Raw genomic sequence first — 15,831 nt, 5'->3', positions numbered from 1 at the left:
ACCCCGACGACAACCCCGTGAGCGATCACGGGGTTGTCGTGTTCAGGGGCGGCAAGACAACAGCCATTGAGATCCGCAACCGAATGAGCCAGCCCGACAAGACCGTTCTTGATGAAGTCGCCAAGCTGCGTGCCGAGCTCGACGACGCCAACTACCGCTACTACGTGCTCGACGAACCGCATCTCACCGACGCCGAGTATGACCGCAAGTTGCGGCGCCTGCAGGAGCTGGAGCAGGCCCACCCCGAGCTGGTCACGCCCGATTCGCCGACCCAGCGGGTCGGGGCGCCTCCCGATGCCGGCTTTCCCGAGGTCGAACATGCGGTGCCCATGCTCTCGCTCGACAATGCACTGAGCGAGGAGGAGGTCGAGGCGTTCGTTCGGCGTGTCGCCGACCGCCTGGAAGCCGATGGCGAGACGCTTCGCTTCTGCTGCGAGCCCAAGCTCGATGGCGCCGCTGTGGCGCTGGTCTACGAGCGCGGCGTGTTGATCAGCGGTGCGACTCGGGGCGACGGTCGGACCGGCGAGGGCATTACCTCCAACCTGCGCACGCTGCGCTCTATCCCGCTCAAGCTGCGTGGCGATGCCCCCGAGCTACTGGAGGTGCGCGGCGAGGTGATCATGAGCCACCAAGGCTTCGAGCGCCTCAATGAGAGGGCGCGCGAGGAGGGCAGCAAGGTATTCGCCAACCCGCGCAATGCGGCGGCGGGTAGCCTTAGGCAGCTCGACCCCGGGATCACCGCCACCCGGCCGCTGGAGTTCAGTGCCTACCAGGTGGCGCGCATCGAGCCGGATCCGGGCGATGCCAGCCACAGTGAGCTGATGGCTCACCTCAAGCGCTTCGGTTTTCGCACCAGCGCCCAGCTCCAGGTGGTCACGGGAAGTCAGGGCATCATCGACTACTGTCGTCGCCTGGGCGAGCAGCGTGACAGCCTCGGCTACGATATCGACGGTGTGGTGATCAAGGTCGACGACCTGCGCCTGCAGCGCGAGCTGGGCTTCGTTGCCCGGGCTCCCCGTTGGGCCACGTCCTTCAAGTTTCCCGCCCAGGAAGAGACCACCCGCCTCAACGACGTCGAATTCCAGGTCGGGCGTACCGGGGCGATTACACCGGTAGCGCGACTCGAGCCGGTCTCGGTGGCGGGGGTCACCGTCTCCAACGCCAGCCTGCACAACGCCGACGAGATCGCCCGCCTCGATGTCAAGATCGGCGACAGCGTGGTCATCCGGCGGGCCGGGGACGTCATTCCCCAGGTGGTGCGAGTGCTACCCGAGCGGCGCCCCAAAGATGCCCGCGATATCGTCTTTCCCGATCGCTGCCCGGTGTGCGACTCCGAGATCGAGCGCCTCGAGGGCGAGGTGGTGGCGCGTTGCTCCGGCGGGCTCTACTGCGCCGCCCAGCGCAAGGAGGCCCTCAAGCACTTCGCCTCGCGCCGGGCCATGGACATCGACGGCCTGGGGGAAAAGCTGATCGAGGCGCTGGTGGAGCGCGACTGGGTCAAGACGCCTGCCGACCTGTTCCGCCTCGAGGCCGAGCACCTGGCCACCCTGCCGCGCATGGCCCAGAAGTCCTCCGACAATCTGGTGGCAGCGCTCGAGAAGGCCAGGCAGACCACCCTGCCGCGCTTCATCTTCGCCCTGGGCATCCGTGAAGTGGGCGAGGCCACGGCGGCCAATCTGGCGCGCCACTTCGGCACCCTGGATGCGCTGATGGCCGCCGAGCAGGCCGAACTCGAAGCGGTGGAGGATGTCGGTCCGGTGGTGGCCGCGCACGTGCATACCTTCTTTCGACAGGCGCACAACCGCGAGACCATCGCCGCGCTGCGCGAACAGGGCGTGACCTGGGCCGAGGAAACCATTGGCGAGCGGCCCCAGCCGCTGGCCGGACAGACCTGGGTGCTCACCGGCAGCCTGGAAAGCATGACCCGCGACGAAGGCAAGGAGCGCCTGCAGGCGCTGGGGGCCAAGGTGGCCGGCAGCGTCTCCAAGAAGACTACCGGCGTGGTGGCCGGCGAGGCCGCCGGCAGCAAGCTGGCCAAGGCCCGGGAGCTGGGCGTCGAGGTCCTCGACGAGGCCGCCTTCCTCGAGCGGCTGGCGGCCTGGGAGCGCGGTGAGGGCGCCGCGGCCAGCGAAGGAGAGCCGTCATGAGCGGTCGCTTCATCGAGGTGCCCTACCGCATGCTGCCGGGAGAGACCCTCGATGCCCTGCTGGAAGCCTTCGTCACCCGCCAGGGCTACGACACCACCGACACCGGCGAGGGCATGCGCGGCTGGGTCGGCGAGCTAAAGCGTCAGCTGGAGCGCGGCGATCTGCTGATTGCCCATGACCTGCAGACCGAGACCACCGAGGTGATGACGCTGGCCCAATGGCGCGAATTCGGCCGCGACCTGGCCGACGACGAAGAGGACTGAGCCAATGACAGCACCCCGATGTGTGGCAATTGGTCGCAAATGTAACTGTAAATTGATATAGGTCATGTGCTGAGAGTCCTGCACCAGCAAGAATGGCACTTCTCATTTTTGCTGACGGCGGCTCCTCCAGGGACGGAGCTGGCGCCCTTGTGCAGGGTCTCGTGATGCTGTCGTTTGCTCGTTCGCTTCTTGCTTGCCTGAAAACCCTCCAGGGATTCGTCCTGGTGGCGGTCATTTCTGCCTCGCTGACCGTCTTCCTGGGTGTCACCCTGGTCTCCTCGCTGCTCTACGAGAACATCCTGACCCGCAAGGCGGAGCAGACCTCCGAGCTGCTGGCCCGTCAGAGCTACAATGCCATGCGGCAAGTGATGAGCCAGGGGTGGAGCGGCGAGCAGATGGAAGCCTTCATCGAGGAGACCCGGCTGGCCCATGAGGACTCCGGCTACCGCTTCGAGTTCTACCGTGGCAACGGGGCATCCGAGCGCCTGGGGTCACCCGACCCGTCTCCCATGGACATCGTCATCCGCTCCGCCATGGCTTCGGGCACTGATCGTGTGTGGCGCGAAGACGGCAAGGTACGGCGCATCATGCCGCTGGTTGCCACCACGGGGGACGTCCTTGGCGTCATCGACATCCAGCACGACCTGGCGCCGATCAGCCGTGAGATGCGGCTCAACTACGTCGCCCTGTTCATCGTCTCAGCGCTGGTGGTCCTGTTGCTGGCGCTGGGCATGTCCAAGCTGTTCGCCGAGCGTATCGAGGCCACCCTCGTTCAGTTCCGCGGCAGGCTGGCTGCGGTCAACTCCGTAGCCGACTTCCGCAACCTCGACCTCAGCGATACCCCGGTGCGCTTTCACGAGCTCAACGATGCCATGCAGCAGGTCAATGCCCTGGTCGGCCGGCTCAGGAACGTGGCGGTGGACAAGGATATCCTCGAATTCGAGATACGCCTGCTGAGCAAGTTCATCATCACCTCCGAAGTGGTGCGCGACTGGCGCGAGTTCATCAAGGAGCTGCTGGCCGACATCAACACCATCATCCAGGCGCACACCCTGGTGACCGTCTTCCAGTTGGAGGATGAGGGCTACGAGCTTGAGGTCTTCTGGTATCGCGAGGTGGCGGCCGAGACGCGAGACGCCTTCGAGAAGGTGCTGACCCAGCTGCTCGAGCAGAAGCACGCCGGGCAGCCTGGCGGTACGATCATCAAGGTGTATCACCATACGGCGATCAGCTGCAGCGAAAGCGAGGTGATGGCTCAGCTGTCGCCGGAAGACATTCGCCTGCAGACCAAGTCACTGCTGCTCGAGACGCCCAAGATCGGCGGTATCGTCGGCATTGGCGTGCAGTCCGACCTGGCCCAGGATCCGATCCGGCATATCGTCATCGACGGTATCCTGTCGACGCTGCTCAATCTGGTGGGGTCGGTCAAGGCGATCTACAAGTACACCAAGGATCTGGAGTTCTACGCCACCCGCGATCCGCTGACCAACCTGCACAACCAGCGTATCTTCAAGGACATGCTGGTCTACGAGGTGGGCCGGGCGACTCGGCATCGGTATCACTTCAGCCTGCTGATGCTCGACCTCGACAACTTCAAGACGGTCAACGATCGTCACGGCCATGCCTTCGGCGACCAGTTCCTGCATGCGGTGGCCGACACCCTGTACCAGTCGGTGCGGCCCGGCGACTTCCTGGCCCGCTACGGCGGCGACGAGTTCACCATCATCCTGCCCGAAACCGAGGAGGAGCAGGCCTATTCGGTGGCGCTGCGTATTGCCGGCAATTTGAGCAGCCTGGTGCTCACTGCCCCCGATGGCAGCACGGTAAGGGCGACGAGCTCCATTGGCATCGCCAGCTATCCCAGCCATGCCACCAACCCACACGATCTTTTCCTGATGGCCGACAACATGATGTACAAGGCCAAGCGCAAGGGTAAGAACTGTGTGGCGCTACCGGACCAGGAGGAAGTGGCAGAGGTGTTCCGCGAAGCGGGCGAGAAGAACCAGATGGTGCTCAGTGCGCTGGAAGAGCAGCGCATCGTGCCGTATTTCCAGCCCATCGCCAACGTCAGCACCGGCGAGGTGAACATTCACGAGCTGCTGATGCGCATCCAGCTCGACGACCGCCTGGTGCCGGCCGGCGAGTTCATCGATATCGCCGAGAGCATCGGCGTGATTCACAAGATGGACTACCAACTGATCGAGAAGGCCTTCGCTCAGGTCCGTGAGCAGGGCTACGAGGGCATGCTGTTCATCAACCTCTCGCCCAAGTCGCTGATCATCGGCGAGTTCATCAGCCATATTCACCAGTTGGCCATCGACTACGACATCCTGCCGGAGCGCATCGTCTTCGAGCTGACCGAGCGCGAGACGGTCAGCAACCTCAAGCTGCTGGAGAAGTTCGTCCTCGATCTCAAGCTGGAAGGCTTCAATTTCGCCATCGACGACTTCGGCTCGGGCTACTCTTCATTCCGCTATCTCAAGCAGTTCCCCATCGATGTGATCAAGATCGAGGGCGAGTTCATCCGCAACATGCTCGGCGACGAGAAGTACATGGCCTTCGTCAAGAGCATCGTCACCCTGGCCCAGAGCCTCGGCGTGAGCACCATCGCCGAGTTCATCGAGGACGAGGACGTGCTGGCCGCCGTCGAGGCACTCGGCATCGACTACGGCCAGGGCTATCACCTGGGCAGGCCGGGGCCGCGATTCGTCACGCGCTGTCCGTCGGTCCTGGTCGAGGAGTCACCGTAGCAAGGCTGGCGACTTGCCCTGGATCAGGTCGCGAATCACGCGCCGGCCCGGATGCAGGTGATCCACCAGCGGCCACTCCAGCGGCAGCGGCTCGTCGCACATGCGCGAGGCGATCAGCTCGGCGCATAGCGGCGCGCTGGCCAGTCCCCGCGAGCCGTGGGCGGCGCTGATCCACAGGCCGCTGTGATGCTCCCCGGGCACGTCGGGAACACGGCTGGCGTCCTTGGCCAGCACGGCGTAAGCCTCGCGCCAGGCCTGGGTATCGGGTACCGGCCCGGCGTAGGGCGACTTGTCGGGGCTAGCTGCACGTACCCCTGTGCGAGCGGTGAGTCGCTCGGGCATGAGTTCGGCGCCAGCCTCGCGCAGTGCCGCCACGAAGTGGGGCAGGCCGCGTTCGAGCTCCGCCAGGTTGGCGGCGTGGTCGCCCTCGCGCTCGGTCATGTCGGTGTCGCCGGGGGCGAAGGTGGCGCCGAAGTTGAGCACCCCGTCTGCGGCGGGCGGCACGTAGCCGCCGGCGCACACCACGCGGCCCAACGCCGGAGCGCCCTCGGGCAAGGCCAACTGGCTGACCTGGCCGCGTACCGGCTGCAGCGGCAGCGCCGATAGCTGGGAGAATCTGGCCGCTTCGCCGGCGGCGGCGACCACCACCTGGTCGGCCTCGATACGCTCGCCGTCGGCCAGGGCGAGGGTCCAACCCGTCGCGCCACTCTGCAGCGCCGCCACTTCGCCGAGGCGCAGCGTGATACCCGGCGTTGCGGCCAGGCGTGCGCACAGCTCCAGCGGCTTGACCCAGCCGGCATCGGGATAGTCCAGCGCTGGCGTCTCGATGCGGATGCCCGCGGCGGCGCTGGCTGCCTCGGCGTCGAGGCCACGCACCACGCTTTCCGGCAGCGGGTGGTTGGCCAGGAAGCGCGCCTGTCGCGCCTGTTCCTTTTCGTTCATGGCTAGCTGGAGCACGCCGCTGGGGCGCCACAGCGCCTGGTCAGGATCGAGCTGGTCCAGCCAGCGGCGAGTGTAGAGCAGCCCGGACAGGTAGGCGCGGCTCTGCAGGTTGGTCTCGACCGCGAGCTTGACGTAGAGCGCCCCCTGCAGATGGACATTGCCGAGCTCGGCGCGATCGAAGCGGTCGATCAGCGTGACCTCGATACCTCGCCGGGCCAGGGCGGCGGCAGTGCTGGCGCCGGCGATCCCGGCCCCGATCACCGCCACGCGGCGCGGCGGTCGTGCCGGCGGTGGGGTGAACCAGGGGGTCTGCGCGCGGCGCTCGTCGGCGGGCGGCGAGCCGATCTCGCCGCTGAGCATCTCGCGCTTGCGCCCGTAGCCCGGCACCTTGTGCCAGGTAAAGCCGGCCGCGGCCAGCCCGCGCTTGACCACCCCGGCGCAGGTGAAGGTGGCAAAGGTTGCACCCGGGCGCGACACGGCGGCCATGGCCTCGAACAGCTCGGCCCGCCACATCTCCGGATTCTTGGCCGGCGCGAAGCCGTCCAGGAACCAGGCATCCACTCGTCCCTCGAGCAGCGCCAGGCGCTCGGCGGCATCGCCGAAGTGCAGGTCCAGGGTGACCCGCTCGTCGAGCCAAAGCCGGTGTACTCCGGCCACCGGCTCGGGCCACTGGCGCACCAGCCGTTCGGCACGGCTGGCCAGGTCCGGCCAGGCGGCCAGCGCGCGCGACAGGTCGTCGCGGTGCAGCGGAAATCGTTCGGTGGAGACCAGGTGCAGCCGCGCTTGCGGCGGGGCATGGGTGTCGAAGCAGGCCCAGGCGCAGAGCATATTGAGCCCGGTGCCGAAGCCGGTCTCGCCGATCACGAAGGGACGCGCCTCGTCCCAGGCGGCAAGTCGTCGGGGCAGGTCGTTGCCCTGGATGAAGACATGCTCGGTTTCTGCCCGGCCGTCGTGGCGCGAGAAGTAGACATCGTCGAACTGGGTCGAGCGCGGGGCGCTCTCGCTGGTGTCGTCGCAACACCAGTCGAGGCGGGCGGGCTCGAGAGCGGCCAGCGGTGGTAGGGCGGCGGGAGTGCGGGGCACGGGGTTCTCCAGGGCCTGGCGGGCTGCTTGAAAATTGACCAATAGCGTCGCGGCGGCGTGGCATGGCGGATTACGCAAGCCATCCGCGGCGTTTCAACAGCGTTATCCACAGAAGCTGTGAGCAAAACCCCTGTGGATAATCGCGCGAGGCAGGGGGGCAGCCTTCAGGGTAGGACTTTCTTGAATGGCTTGACGGTTACCTTGGCATAGACCCCGGCGATCATGTACGGATCGGCATCGGCCCATGCCCGTGCAGTCTCCAGGCTATCGAACTCGGCGACAACCAGGCTGCCCGTGAAGCCCGCTTCGCCGGGGTCTTCGGCATCCACGGCGGGGTGCGGGCCAACCAGCACCAGGCGACCCTCGTCGCGCAGCTTCTCCAGTCGGGCCAGGTGATCGGGGCGGGCAGCCAGGCGGCGTTCCAGGCTGTTCTTCACGTCTTCACTGATGATTGCATACAGCATCGCAGCGTTTCCTCGGGCAGGCGGTTTCACCGCGGACTCCAACCGTGCGTTGACCGACCCTTGTCGGACGCGCACCATGGGCCATTATTCTGACAAAGTTGCTTGCCTGCGTCATGCTGAAGCCCTGCCTGCCCGAGCGATTCGCTGGGGACCCCGGCCCCTTGGGGATCGACCTGCACATGCACTCCACCGCTTCGGATGGTGCCCTCTCGCCCGCGAACCTGGTAGCGCTGTGTGCCGAGCGTGGGGTCACGCTGATGGCGCTGACCGACCACGACACCATGGATGGGGTCGCTGAGGCCGCCGAGACGGCAAGTCGGCTCGGTGTCAGCCTGCTGCCTGCCACCGAGCTCTCGACCCGCTGGCAGGGTATCTCGATCCATGTGGTAGGGCTGTTGCCGCACGGTGCTCGGGGCGCCCTGGCCGAAGGCCTGCAGGCCCAGGCCCGGGCCCGCGAGGCACGTGCCGAGGTGATCGCACAGCGCATCGAAAAGCTCGGCCTCGACGATGCCCTCGCCAAGGCGCGCGAGCAGGCCGGCCCCTACCGCCCGCTGGGGCGTCCCGACTTTGCCCGGGCGCTGGTGGCAGCGGGCCTGGTGCCCGATATCGCCACGGCCTTTCGCAAGCACCTGGGCAATGGCAAGGCGGGTGACGTCAAGGCCCACTGGCCGGGCCTGGCCGACGTGGTGGGTTGGATTGTCGAGGCGGGCGGGGTGGCGGTGCTGGCCCACCCGCTGCGCCATGGCCTGACCCGGCGCAAGCGTGGCTTACTGCTCGACGACTTCGCCGCTGCCGGCGGCCAGGCCGCCGAGCTCGTCAGCGGTTTTCAGAACGCCGATGTGACGCGCGACCTGGCACGCCAGCTGGCCGAGCGCAGTCTGCACGCCTCGGTCGGCAGCGACTTTCACTTCCCCGGCGGGCACCTGGCGCCGGGCAGCATGAGTCCGGTGCCGCGCACCGCCGTGCCGCCGGTATGGACGCACGCCTCGCTTGCCGACTTCGTCGCGTCAAATTGCGACGGGTCGGCTCGCGGCAAGCTATAGTGGGCGCCATGAAGCTATTCAGAAAGAGAATCCAGACATGAGCCAGTTTTTTCAGATCCATCCTGACAATCCGCAGAAGCGTCTGATCGACCAGGCGGTGCAGATCGTGCGCCAGGGCGGGGTGATCGCCTATCCCACCGACTCCGGCTATGCGCTGGGCTGTCACCTGGGCGACAAGAAGGCGATCGAGAAGATCAAGTGGCTGCGCTCCCTGGATGACAAGCACAACTTCACCCTGGTGTGCTCGGACCTCTCCGACATCGGCACCTACGCCAAGGTCGACAACAGCGTATTTCGCCTGCTCAAGGCCAACACCCCGGGGGCCTACACCTTCATCCTCAATGCTACCTCCGAGGTGCCGCGCCTGCTGCTGCATCCCAAGCGGCGTTCCATCGGCGTGCGCGTACCCGACCACCGCATCACTCACGCACTGCTGGAGGCGCTGGGCGAGCCGCTGATGAGCGTGACGCTGATCCCGGTGGGCGAAGCGCTGCCGATGACCGATCCGGAAGATATCCGCGATCGCTATGACAACCATCTGGATGCGATCATCGACGGCGGCGCCTGCCACCTGGAGCCCACCAGCGTGATCGACCTGCGCGAACTGCCGCCCAAGATCCTGCGCGAAGGGCGTGGTGATCTCGCGCCGTTCGGTGGCTGAGCGTCAGCGAACTTTGTTGTCCTTGCCCTGCGCCGTGTTGGGGTCGGGCGTCTCCTCGCCCTTGGCGGCCTGGGTCTCGGCCTCCAGCGCCCAGCCGCTGGCTGGGCTAAGCAGCAGGAGGGCGAGGGCTCCGATGCCGATATAGCGCATGGTCAATAGCCGAAGCGGGGTGGGAACTGGGATAGCGGCGGCTCCTTGGCCAGCCACTCCTCGGCCAGGACCTCGGCTTGCTTGCGCTGTTCGTCGCTCAGCAATTCGCCGCGGGTTTTAAGTACCCATTCTGCCGAGTCGTTACTCGTTTCCTCTACCATCGCGGACAGAATCGACCATCCTTTCACTACATCCTGCTCGACCTGGCATCTTTCTTCGGTATCCGGCTCCAGATAGCACCATCCAACACTCAGACGAGCATCAAGAACGCCTGCTTCAGATGCTTCGACCATCCACTCCCAGGCTTCCTTATACTGCCTCCTCTGGCTTAATTGGGCAGAGAGGTGGTTCATGGCCGGTGGATATCCCCCTTCGGCGGCCCGGCGATACCAGCTTTCGGCTTCCTCTCGCCGCTCGGCCTCGCCTGGGTAGTCGCCATAGCCATCATGAATGAGATGCCCCATGCGGTACTGTGACTCCACGTGACCGGCCTCACTGGCACGCTCGAGCCAACCGACGGTCTCCTCCGGTTGGCCCAGGGTGTTATAGACGTCAAACAGCACGCCCATGGCGCCGGGATCCCCTTCCTCCGCTTTAGGCAGGGTGACCTCCAGGGCCGCCTGTCGCCAGTCATCGCCGCCCTCGGGGCACACATCGCCCAGGCGGCAGGCGCCGCCTTCATCCAGGCGCAGCATGGCGTAGGGGTCGCCCTGTTCGGCGGCACGCTGGTACCACGCCAGGGCCTCGCGGGTCATGCCCATATGGCGCAGCCGGTGAATCTCGCCGAGATAGTACATGGCCTCCGCATCGCCGGCCTCGGCGGCGGGCTCCAGGTAGGGCGGTGCCTGGCTGCGGAGATGAGCGTTGTAGAGGCGCAGGCCCTCGTCCTTGGCGGCTTGGGTCTCGGCATCCAGCGCCCAGCCGCTGGCCGGGCCAAGCAGCAGCAGGGCGAGGGCTCCGATACTGATCCAGCGCATGGTCAATAACCAAAGCGGGGCGGGAACTCGGACAGTGGCGGCTCCTTGGCCAGCCACTCCTCGGCCAGAGCCTCGGCTTCTTCGAGCTGTTCGTTGGTCAGCAATTCATCTCGGGTCTTCAGCAACCATTCCGCCGAGACATTGCCCGATTCCTCAACCATCGCGAATAGAATCGCCCATCCCTTCACTACGTCCTGTTTAACCAGACACTTTTGATCACGATCCGGCTCTAAGTAGCACCAGCCCACGCCCAAGCGACCATCGATATGCCCTTCATTCGAGGCATTATCCATCCACTCCCAGGCTTCCTCATATTCACCTTCCTGGCTTAGCAGGGCCGAGAGGCGGTTCATGGCCGGGGCATGGCCTTGTTCGGCGGCCCGGCGAAGCCAGGCCTCGGCGACTTCCTCTCGCTGTGCGTCATCGGGGTAGTCACCCAGGCCATCGCCGATCAGGATGCCTAGCCAGTACTGCGACTCCGCGTCGCCGGCTTTGCCGGCACGCTCCAGCCAGTCATCCGCCACCTGGGGCTGCTCCAGAGCGCTATAGATATCGAACAGCACGCCCATGGCGCCGGGATCCCCTTCCTCCGCTTTAGGCAGGGTGACCTCCAGGGCCGCCTGTCGCCAGTCATCGCCGCCCTCGGGGCACACATCGCCCAGGCGGCAGGCGCCGCCTTCATCCAGGCGCAGCATGGCGTAGGGGGCACCCCGTTCGGCGGCACGCTGGTACCACGCCAGGGCCTCGCGAGTCATGCCCATATGGGCGATGCGATGGGATTCCCCCAGGTAATACATGGCGTCGACGTCGCCGGCCTCGGCGGCCACTTCCAGATGGGGGACGGCATCGAGCAAAAAGCCAAGGTTGTAGGCAATCATGCCCTCGTCCTTGGCGGCCTGGGTCTCGGCATCCAGCGCCCAGCCGCTGGCCGGGCCAAGCAGCAGGGCAGAGAGTAGCAGGGCTATAGATCCTTTGATCATTGGGGTTCCTCGTAGATCACGCGCATACCGCCTTGCCCATCGGGCAGGTATTCGCAATGGGCGTCGGCATGCCGGCCCAGACTATTGGCGGCAGTAAAATATCTTTCTTTCGTAATATTGGATTGCTCGTTTGAGAGTGCCGAGCTTTTCATAAACCGATCCAAGATATAACGATTGCGGCAATAGCCAAGCCCACGCACGTCATGGGTGCGTTGACCATGGCGGTCAAGCCGCAGCAGGGCTTTCTCGAACAGCAGGCTAGCTGGGTTGGGGCCGGATGCCGGCCGCAGTGGGCCGTAGGTGCAGATGAGCATGCCGTCGTGAATCCAGCCCACGCAGTTGGCGATGGCCATCTGCTGCAGGTCGCGTGCCTCATGCTCGTTAAAGCGCCTACGCCTGGGCCCGCGGCCCCGACCGCCGGTAACCGCCTCTTCGACTTCAAATTCGCGCGGTGTGCTGGTCAATAGCCAAAGCAGCGCACCCAGGGCCTCGGGGGTGAGCTGCTGGACCCAGGCAACACGCAGGTTTTCCTGGGCCCGCCTTAGACGGCGGGTCAGTGCATAAGCGATCTGCCCCGCACGATCCGTTTCCGTCAACTCATCGCGCAGTTGCCTGAGCCAGGCGCGCCCCTTGGCCATCACCAGGCCGGCATTGAGCAGGGTCATCATCAGCACGTAGCCGAGATTGCTGAGTTCCTCGAAGGCGTCGTCATCCAGCCAGTCGACCCGTTCGAATCCGCTGGCCACCAGATCGCGGTGCAGCATCGTCAGCCACAAGTCCAGGTGGCGATTGTCGAGCTCCATGGTCACGCCGCCGCCGACTCCCTTGCCGCAGAACACCGAGGCCTTGGCCCGCAGCACGAACTTGCCATTGCGCAGCCCGAGATGGAAGTCGCCACTGCCGCCCCAGCCCGCGCCATGCTCGCGGTGCCACGCGATCACCCCCAGGCTGCGCCACGCTTGCAGCTCGTCCAGTTGGTTGCGCCGGGTAAAGGCATCCACCGCCTGGTGCATGGGGGCACGCATGGCGATGTCTTCTGGCGGCTCCCAGCGTAGCTCGCCGCGGTGCTCGAGGCCGCCGCGCATGCCGACAAAGGCGTTGAGCCGGCCGCCGATGCCCAAGCGGTGCACCGGCTCATCGGCGCTGATGCTCGGCTCGCCGTCGAAGGCGAGGCGCAGGGCACCGGACATAGCCAGGCTGGCGCCAGCGAAGCCCTTGGCCACGGTCTCCAGGCGCAGGGCGTAGCGGCCCAGGTCCAGTTCGCCACCATCCTTGAGCGGCAGTGTGGCGGATTGCGCCTCGTCCTCCTCGGGTAGGTCCAGCACGTTCAGGATCAGTTCGCCACGCACCAGATGGTAGTCGCCCTTGAGCGTCCACTCTCGGCGCAGGGGGCCCGAGTCGCTGGACGCCTCGACGCTGCCTTGCCGGGTCGTCCATTCGTCATCCGCCTTGGCGTTGTCGGCCAGGCGAAGCGGCTCGGGGAAGTCGAGGGTGATGGTGGATGAGAGCTCGCCCTGGGTCAGCCCGATCAGGCGCAGGGCCTGGGCCTGGGCGCTGGCGTCGAACAGCCGCAGGGTCTCTCTGGCGGGGCCGGTGAACAGCAGGCGCTGCAGGGTGTCGCCCCAACGGGTTCTGGCGTCGTCGCTGGCCAGGCTGTCGATTTCATAGCCCGCTTCATCGAGATAGTGATAGAACGCCTCGGGCTGGAACAGGCCCAGCGGGTCGTCGTGCCACTCGCCGCGCCAGTCGATGGGCTCGCAGCCCTTGAGATCGAGCCACTGCGACAGCGCCGTTTCCGGGGCGTCCGAGCGGGTGGCCGGCAGCACGCCGTCGGTGTCGAGTAGCGGTGCGATACGGCGTCGCTCCGGATCGCTCATGTAGTCCATCAGCAGGTGCAGGCTGACATGGCACAGTTCGCGCTCGCCACCGGCGGCGGTATATTCACGCAGTGGCCAGTCGTTGCGCACCAGCAGGTCGAGGTGGCGCTGTTCATAGCCGAAGGCGTTGCGCTCATCGGCCAGGTCGGCCTGCCAGAACAGCACACGCCGCGGGCGCATGGCGTCCACGGCTCGCTTGGCATGTGCGTGCAGGGCATCGAGCTGCTCGCTCAACTGCTGGTAGCGCTCACGCTCGTCGGCGAACAGGAATAGCGGCAGGGCGGCGTGGCCGGCGGTGCCGGTCTGCCACTCTTCCAGTTTGGTCTCCACCGCCGCCAGCAGATCGGCCTGTTCGCGTAGCAGGTCGTTGTAGTGATCGAAGTCCCCGACGCCCTCGTGCAGGGTGGTGTCCGATGCGGATGGTGCGGCCAAGGCGTATTCCGGCGTGGCGATGCCTAGTGCCGCCAGGTGGAGAATGCTTTCCAGGTAGGCGGCGTAGAGCGTGCCGCTACGCAGCTCCGCCATTTGAATCATATCGGCGAGATGGCACTGGGCGCTGGCGGCGTTGGGGGGCTGCGTCTCGCAGTGCTCGAGGAATGCCTGGTACTCGGTGAGTACCTCCTGCAGGGTGTAGCGCTGCTCGGTGTCGCCCTCTGTGGCGTCCCGCATGCCCGGCCCCTGTTGGTACTGGCGTATCGCTTCGCGGCGGGTGCGGCGGTAGGTCTCCAGGGCCTGCTGGATCTCACTCTCCCAGGGGCCGTAGTAGGCATCGCCGTCAACCACATAGCCCGCGTCACGCCCGGCCCGCCGTCCGGCATTACGCAGGGCGTTGAGTTCATCCTCGAGGCGCCGTATCTCGGTGGCCTGCTGCTGGCGTTGGTAGCGCAACCGGCATTGCCGCTCGTCGGCTTCGCGCCCTGAGGGGAGAGGCGATGTCTCGATGGTGGTGTCCAGCCCGGTGTGCCAGACCCTGGCCTTGGCCAGCTCCCGTTCCAGCTCGGTGTAGCGATCGCGCTCTGCGTCTGCGAGAAAACTGCCGGGGGAGGCGGGCAGGAAGCACTCCATGATCCCGGCCTTTTCGGACAGCGTGGCGTTACGCTGGTCAGGGTCTTCGATACTGGCCCACTGATGAAGCTCATGGGCGGCCTCGTGAAGCAGCTCGGCGGCCTCTTTGGTCAATAGCCAGAAGCGCCCGGTGCCGACCAGATAGAGGATATCCACCCACTCCGTTGCCTGACAGGCGTGCTGGCTCTCTGTGCAGATAGCGCCGCCGTCGCTGTCGGACGCGCTGAACGGAGGCCATTCGGTTGACGTTTTCTGGGTCATGCGTGCGCCTCCAGTGCGTCGACTTTCTGCCAGGCTGGCATGGCCGCGTCAAGGCGTTCCATGGTACTCGCCTGCGACCACCAGTCCGTTTCGGGATGCTGCGCTTGCCGCACTCTCGGCAGCAGGCGCTGAATATGATGGGCCTGGTGAATGCCTGCCGCCTCGAGCCGCTTCAGTCTTTCCAGCCACACCGGCGGCAGCGCCGAAAGCGGCGTCTGGGTTACCCGGCTGAGCCACCAGGCGCGTGGCCCGTCTTTCAGGGCCTGCTCTACTGCGTGAGTCAGAGGCGGCGCCTTGGCGTCGTGGATGGTTCCGCCCGGGGGCTTGCCAGCGGTATCGACGGGTTGCCACGCCTGCCAGTGCGTCAGCGGCGTGGGTGTGATGACTTGCCCCAGCGGCCCGATGAGCTGGGCGTAGGCATTGTCGCTGCCTGCGGCGAGCAGCGCCGTCCAGGCTGTCGGGTCCTGGATATTGATCAGCGACTGCCCGCCGTGGGAGTCGTCAAGCACGAACAGGCGGCGTAGATGATCGGCCAGGTCATCCAGCCCGGCGTTATGCGCCGGCTGAAAGGCCCAGCCCAGGCGCTGCTCTCGGCATAGCGCCTCACCGTGCTGCCAGGCCTCGCTGCCGACATCGAGTTCGATGAGCCAGGGGCTGGCATCGATCAGCGGCGCCAATGGCGTGGTGGCGAAGAGCGTGACGAAGTCGCACTTGCCCGCTTGCCCCAGCAGATCAGCACTGGCCTCGGGGTAACGACGCTGGTCGAGGACGAGATAGGCGGGCCGCTGAGCGTCGACCCAGGATGTCAGTTCTCCCGTATCCCGCGTGCGTTCGGGGAGTCGCGTCAGCCAGCTAGACATGGACAATCCTCGCGGCTGCATTGGGTGTCATTGATCTTGCCGCACAGCGGCAGCAGCGTGGCTTCGCTGAGCTGGTAGTCCTTGAGCTTGGGCAGCACGGTGGGCGGTATCGCCTCATGCTCTTCCGGCACGGCCCTGCCCGGCAGCAGCGGTGTCTCCACTGCCTGGCCGGAGCCCGAGCCGGGGCTGCCCCCGGCGTTGATCTTGACCTTGGGGCCGGCCAGGGTGACACCGCCGCCGTCGAGCTTGAGGAAGCTGCCGCCAGCGTTGAGCGTCATTTCGCTGCCGGCTTCGAGTACCACCTTGTG

General features: G+C 66.0%; 12 protein-coding genes and 1 pseudogene. 5 read left to right on the top strand and 8 right to left on the bottom strand.

The genetic code is table 11. The features are described from left to right. Window positions 1-83: 83 nt before the first annotated feature. The 3 genes from ligA (at window position 84) to H1D44_RS03900 (ending at window position 5,160) form a co-directional block, all read left to right on the top strand. Window positions 84-2,147: an NAD-dependent DNA ligase LigA gene (gene ligA / locus H1D44_RS03910; RefSeq protein ID WP_181513551.1), complete on the top strand. Its 2,064-nt coding sequence runs from the start codon at window positions 84-86 to the stop codon at window positions 2,145-2,147. After that, a complete protein-coding gene (locus H1D44_RS03905) occupies window positions 2,144-2,410 on the top strand; it encodes a YheU family protein (RefSeq protein WP_181513550.1) in 267 nt (88 codons plus the stop codon). The genes ligA and H1D44_RS03905 overlap by 4 nt, the downstream gene beginning before the upstream one ends. A 224-nt stretch (window positions 2,411-2,634) precedes the next feature. Next, window positions 2,635-5,160, top strand: coding sequence for a putative bifunctional diguanylate cyclase/phosphodiesterase (locus H1D44_RS03900; RefSeq protein ID WP_238984388.1), 2,526 nt, complete (start codon window positions 2,635-2,637; stop codon window positions 5,158-5,160). Here H1D44_RS03900 and mnmC read toward each other — a convergent pair. Together mnmC and H1D44_RS03890 are read right to left on the bottom strand one after the other, a co-directional pair. Beyond that, complete coding sequence (gene mnmC / locus H1D44_RS03895) at window positions 5,152-7,185, bottom strand: bifunctional tRNA (5-methylaminomethyl-2-thiouridine)(34)-methyltransferase MnmC2/FAD-dependent 5-carboxymethylaminomethyl-2-thiouridine(34) oxidoreductase MnmC1 (RefSeq protein ID WP_181513548.1); 2,034 nt, start codon at window positions 7,183-7,185, stop codon at window positions 5,152-5,154. The two genes, H1D44_RS03900 and mnmC, sit on opposite strands and share 9 nt — an antisense overlap. 164 nt (window positions 7,186-7,349) lie before the next feature. Then, the gene (locus H1D44_RS03890; protein ID WP_181513547.1) at window positions 7,350-7,649 is read right to left on the bottom strand and encodes a YciI family protein; all 300 of its coding nucleotides are present in this window, start codon (window positions 7,647-7,649) and stop codon (window positions 7,350-7,352) included. A gap of 113 nt (window positions 7,650-7,762) precedes the next feature. On the opposite strand from H1D44_RS03890, the gene H1D44_RS03885 reads away from it, so the two are divergent. Continuing rightward, window positions 7,763-8,692 carry a PHP domain-containing protein gene (locus H1D44_RS03885; protein ID WP_181513546.1) on the top strand — a complete coding sequence of 310 codons (930 nt, stop codon included), beginning with the start codon at window positions 7,763-7,765 and terminating at the stop codon, window positions 8,690-8,692. 37 nt (window positions 8,693-8,729) lie between these two features. Further along, window positions 8,730-9,353, top strand: coding sequence for an L-threonylcarbamoyladenylate synthase (locus tag H1D44_RS03880; protein ID WP_181513545.1), 624 nt, complete (start codon window positions 8,730-8,732; stop codon window positions 9,351-9,353). Between the two features lie 3 nt (window positions 9,354-9,356). Here the strand turns inward: H1D44_RS03880 and H1D44_RS03875 are convergent, their stop codons facing one another. The 6 genes and pseudogenes from H1D44_RS03875 to H1D44_RS03850 all read right to left on the bottom strand — a co-directional run. Beyond that, window positions 9,357-9,503 carry a hypothetical protein gene (locus tag H1D44_RS03875; RefSeq protein ID WP_181513544.1) on the bottom strand — a complete coding sequence of 49 codons (147 nt, stop codon included), beginning with the start codon at window positions 9,501-9,503 and terminating at the stop codon, window positions 9,357-9,359. 2 nt (window positions 9,504-9,505) lie between these two features. Then, window positions 9,506-10,480 carry a tetratricopeptide repeat protein gene (locus H1D44_RS03870; protein WP_181513543.1) on the bottom strand — a complete coding sequence of 325 codons (975 nt, stop codon included), beginning with the start codon at window positions 10,478-10,480 and terminating at the stop codon, window positions 9,506-9,508. 2 nt (window positions 10,481-10,482) lie between these two features. Then, a complete protein-coding gene (locus H1D44_RS03865; RefSeq protein ID WP_244964771.1) occupies window positions 10,483-11,460 on the bottom strand; it encodes a tetratricopeptide repeat protein in 978 nt (325 codons plus the stop codon). Further along, the gene (locus tag H1D44_RS03860; protein WP_181513542.1) at window positions 11,457-14,663 is read right to left on the bottom strand and encodes a hypothetical protein; all 3,207 of its coding nucleotides are present in this window, start codon (window positions 14,661-14,663) and stop codon (window positions 11,457-11,459) included. Before H1D44_RS03860 ends, H1D44_RS03865 begins: the two co-directional genes overlap by 4 nt. Then, the gene (locus H1D44_RS03855) at window positions 14,660-15,523 is read right to left on the bottom strand and encodes a DUF4123 domain-containing protein (RefSeq protein ID WP_181513541.1); all 864 of its coding nucleotides are present in this window, start codon (window positions 15,521-15,523) and stop codon (window positions 14,660-14,662) included. The genes H1D44_RS03860 and H1D44_RS03855 overlap by 4 nt, the downstream gene beginning before the upstream one ends. After that, window positions 15,508-15,831 (bottom strand): annotated as a pseudogene (locus H1D44_RS03850) (DUF2345 domain-containing protein); the annotation flags it as partial. The pseudogene H1D44_RS03850 and the gene H1D44_RS03855, both read right to left, overlap by 16 nt.

This window comes from Billgrantia kenyensis (genome assembly GCF_013697085.1).
GTDB lineage: Bacteria > Pseudomonadota > Gammaproteobacteria > Pseudomonadales > Halomonadaceae > Halomonas > Halomonas kenyensis.
This window is presented reverse-complemented; position numbering and strand designations above follow the sequence as displayed.

Excerpts from the sequence above, each read along its gene's own strand:
- ligA (WP_181513551.1), top strand. The coding sequence starts at position 84 with ATGAGCCAGCCCGACAAGACCGTTCTTGATGAAGTCGCCAAGCTGCGT.
- H1D44_RS03905 (WP_181513550.1), top strand. The coding sequence starts at position 2,144 with ATGAGCGGTCGCTTCATCGAGGTGCCCTACCGCATGCTGCCGGGAGAG.
- H1D44_RS03890 (WP_181513547.1), bottom strand. The coding sequence starts at position 7,649 with ATGCTGTATGCAATCATCAGTGAAGACGTGAAGAACAGCCTGGAACGC.
- H1D44_RS03885 (WP_181513546.1), top strand. The coding sequence starts at position 7,763 with ATGCTGAAGCCCTGCCTGCCCGAGCGATTCGCTGGGGACCCCGGCCCC.
- H1D44_RS03880 (WP_181513545.1), top strand. The coding sequence starts at position 8,730 with ATGAGCCAGTTTTTTCAGATCCATCCTGACAATCCGCAGAAGCGTCTG.
- H1D44_RS03875 (WP_181513544.1), bottom strand. The coding sequence starts at position 9,503 with ATGCGCTATATCGGCATCGGAGCCCTCGCCCTCCTGCTGCTTAGCCCA.
- H1D44_RS03870 (WP_181513543.1), bottom strand. The coding sequence starts at position 10,480 with ATGCGCTGGATCAGTATCGGAGCCCTCGCCCTGCTGCTGCTTGGCCCG.
- H1D44_RS03865 (WP_244964771.1), bottom strand. The coding sequence starts at position 11,460 with ATGATCAAAGGATCTATAGCCCTGCTACTCTCTGCCCTGCTGCTTGGC.
- H1D44_RS03860 (WP_181513542.1), bottom strand. The coding sequence starts at position 14,663 with ATGACCCAGAAAACGTCAACCGAATGGCCTCCGTTCAGCGCGTCCGAC.
- H1D44_RS03855 (WP_181513541.1), bottom strand. The coding sequence starts at position 15,523 with ATGTCTAGCTGGCTGACGCGACTCCCCGAACGCACGCGGGATACGGGA.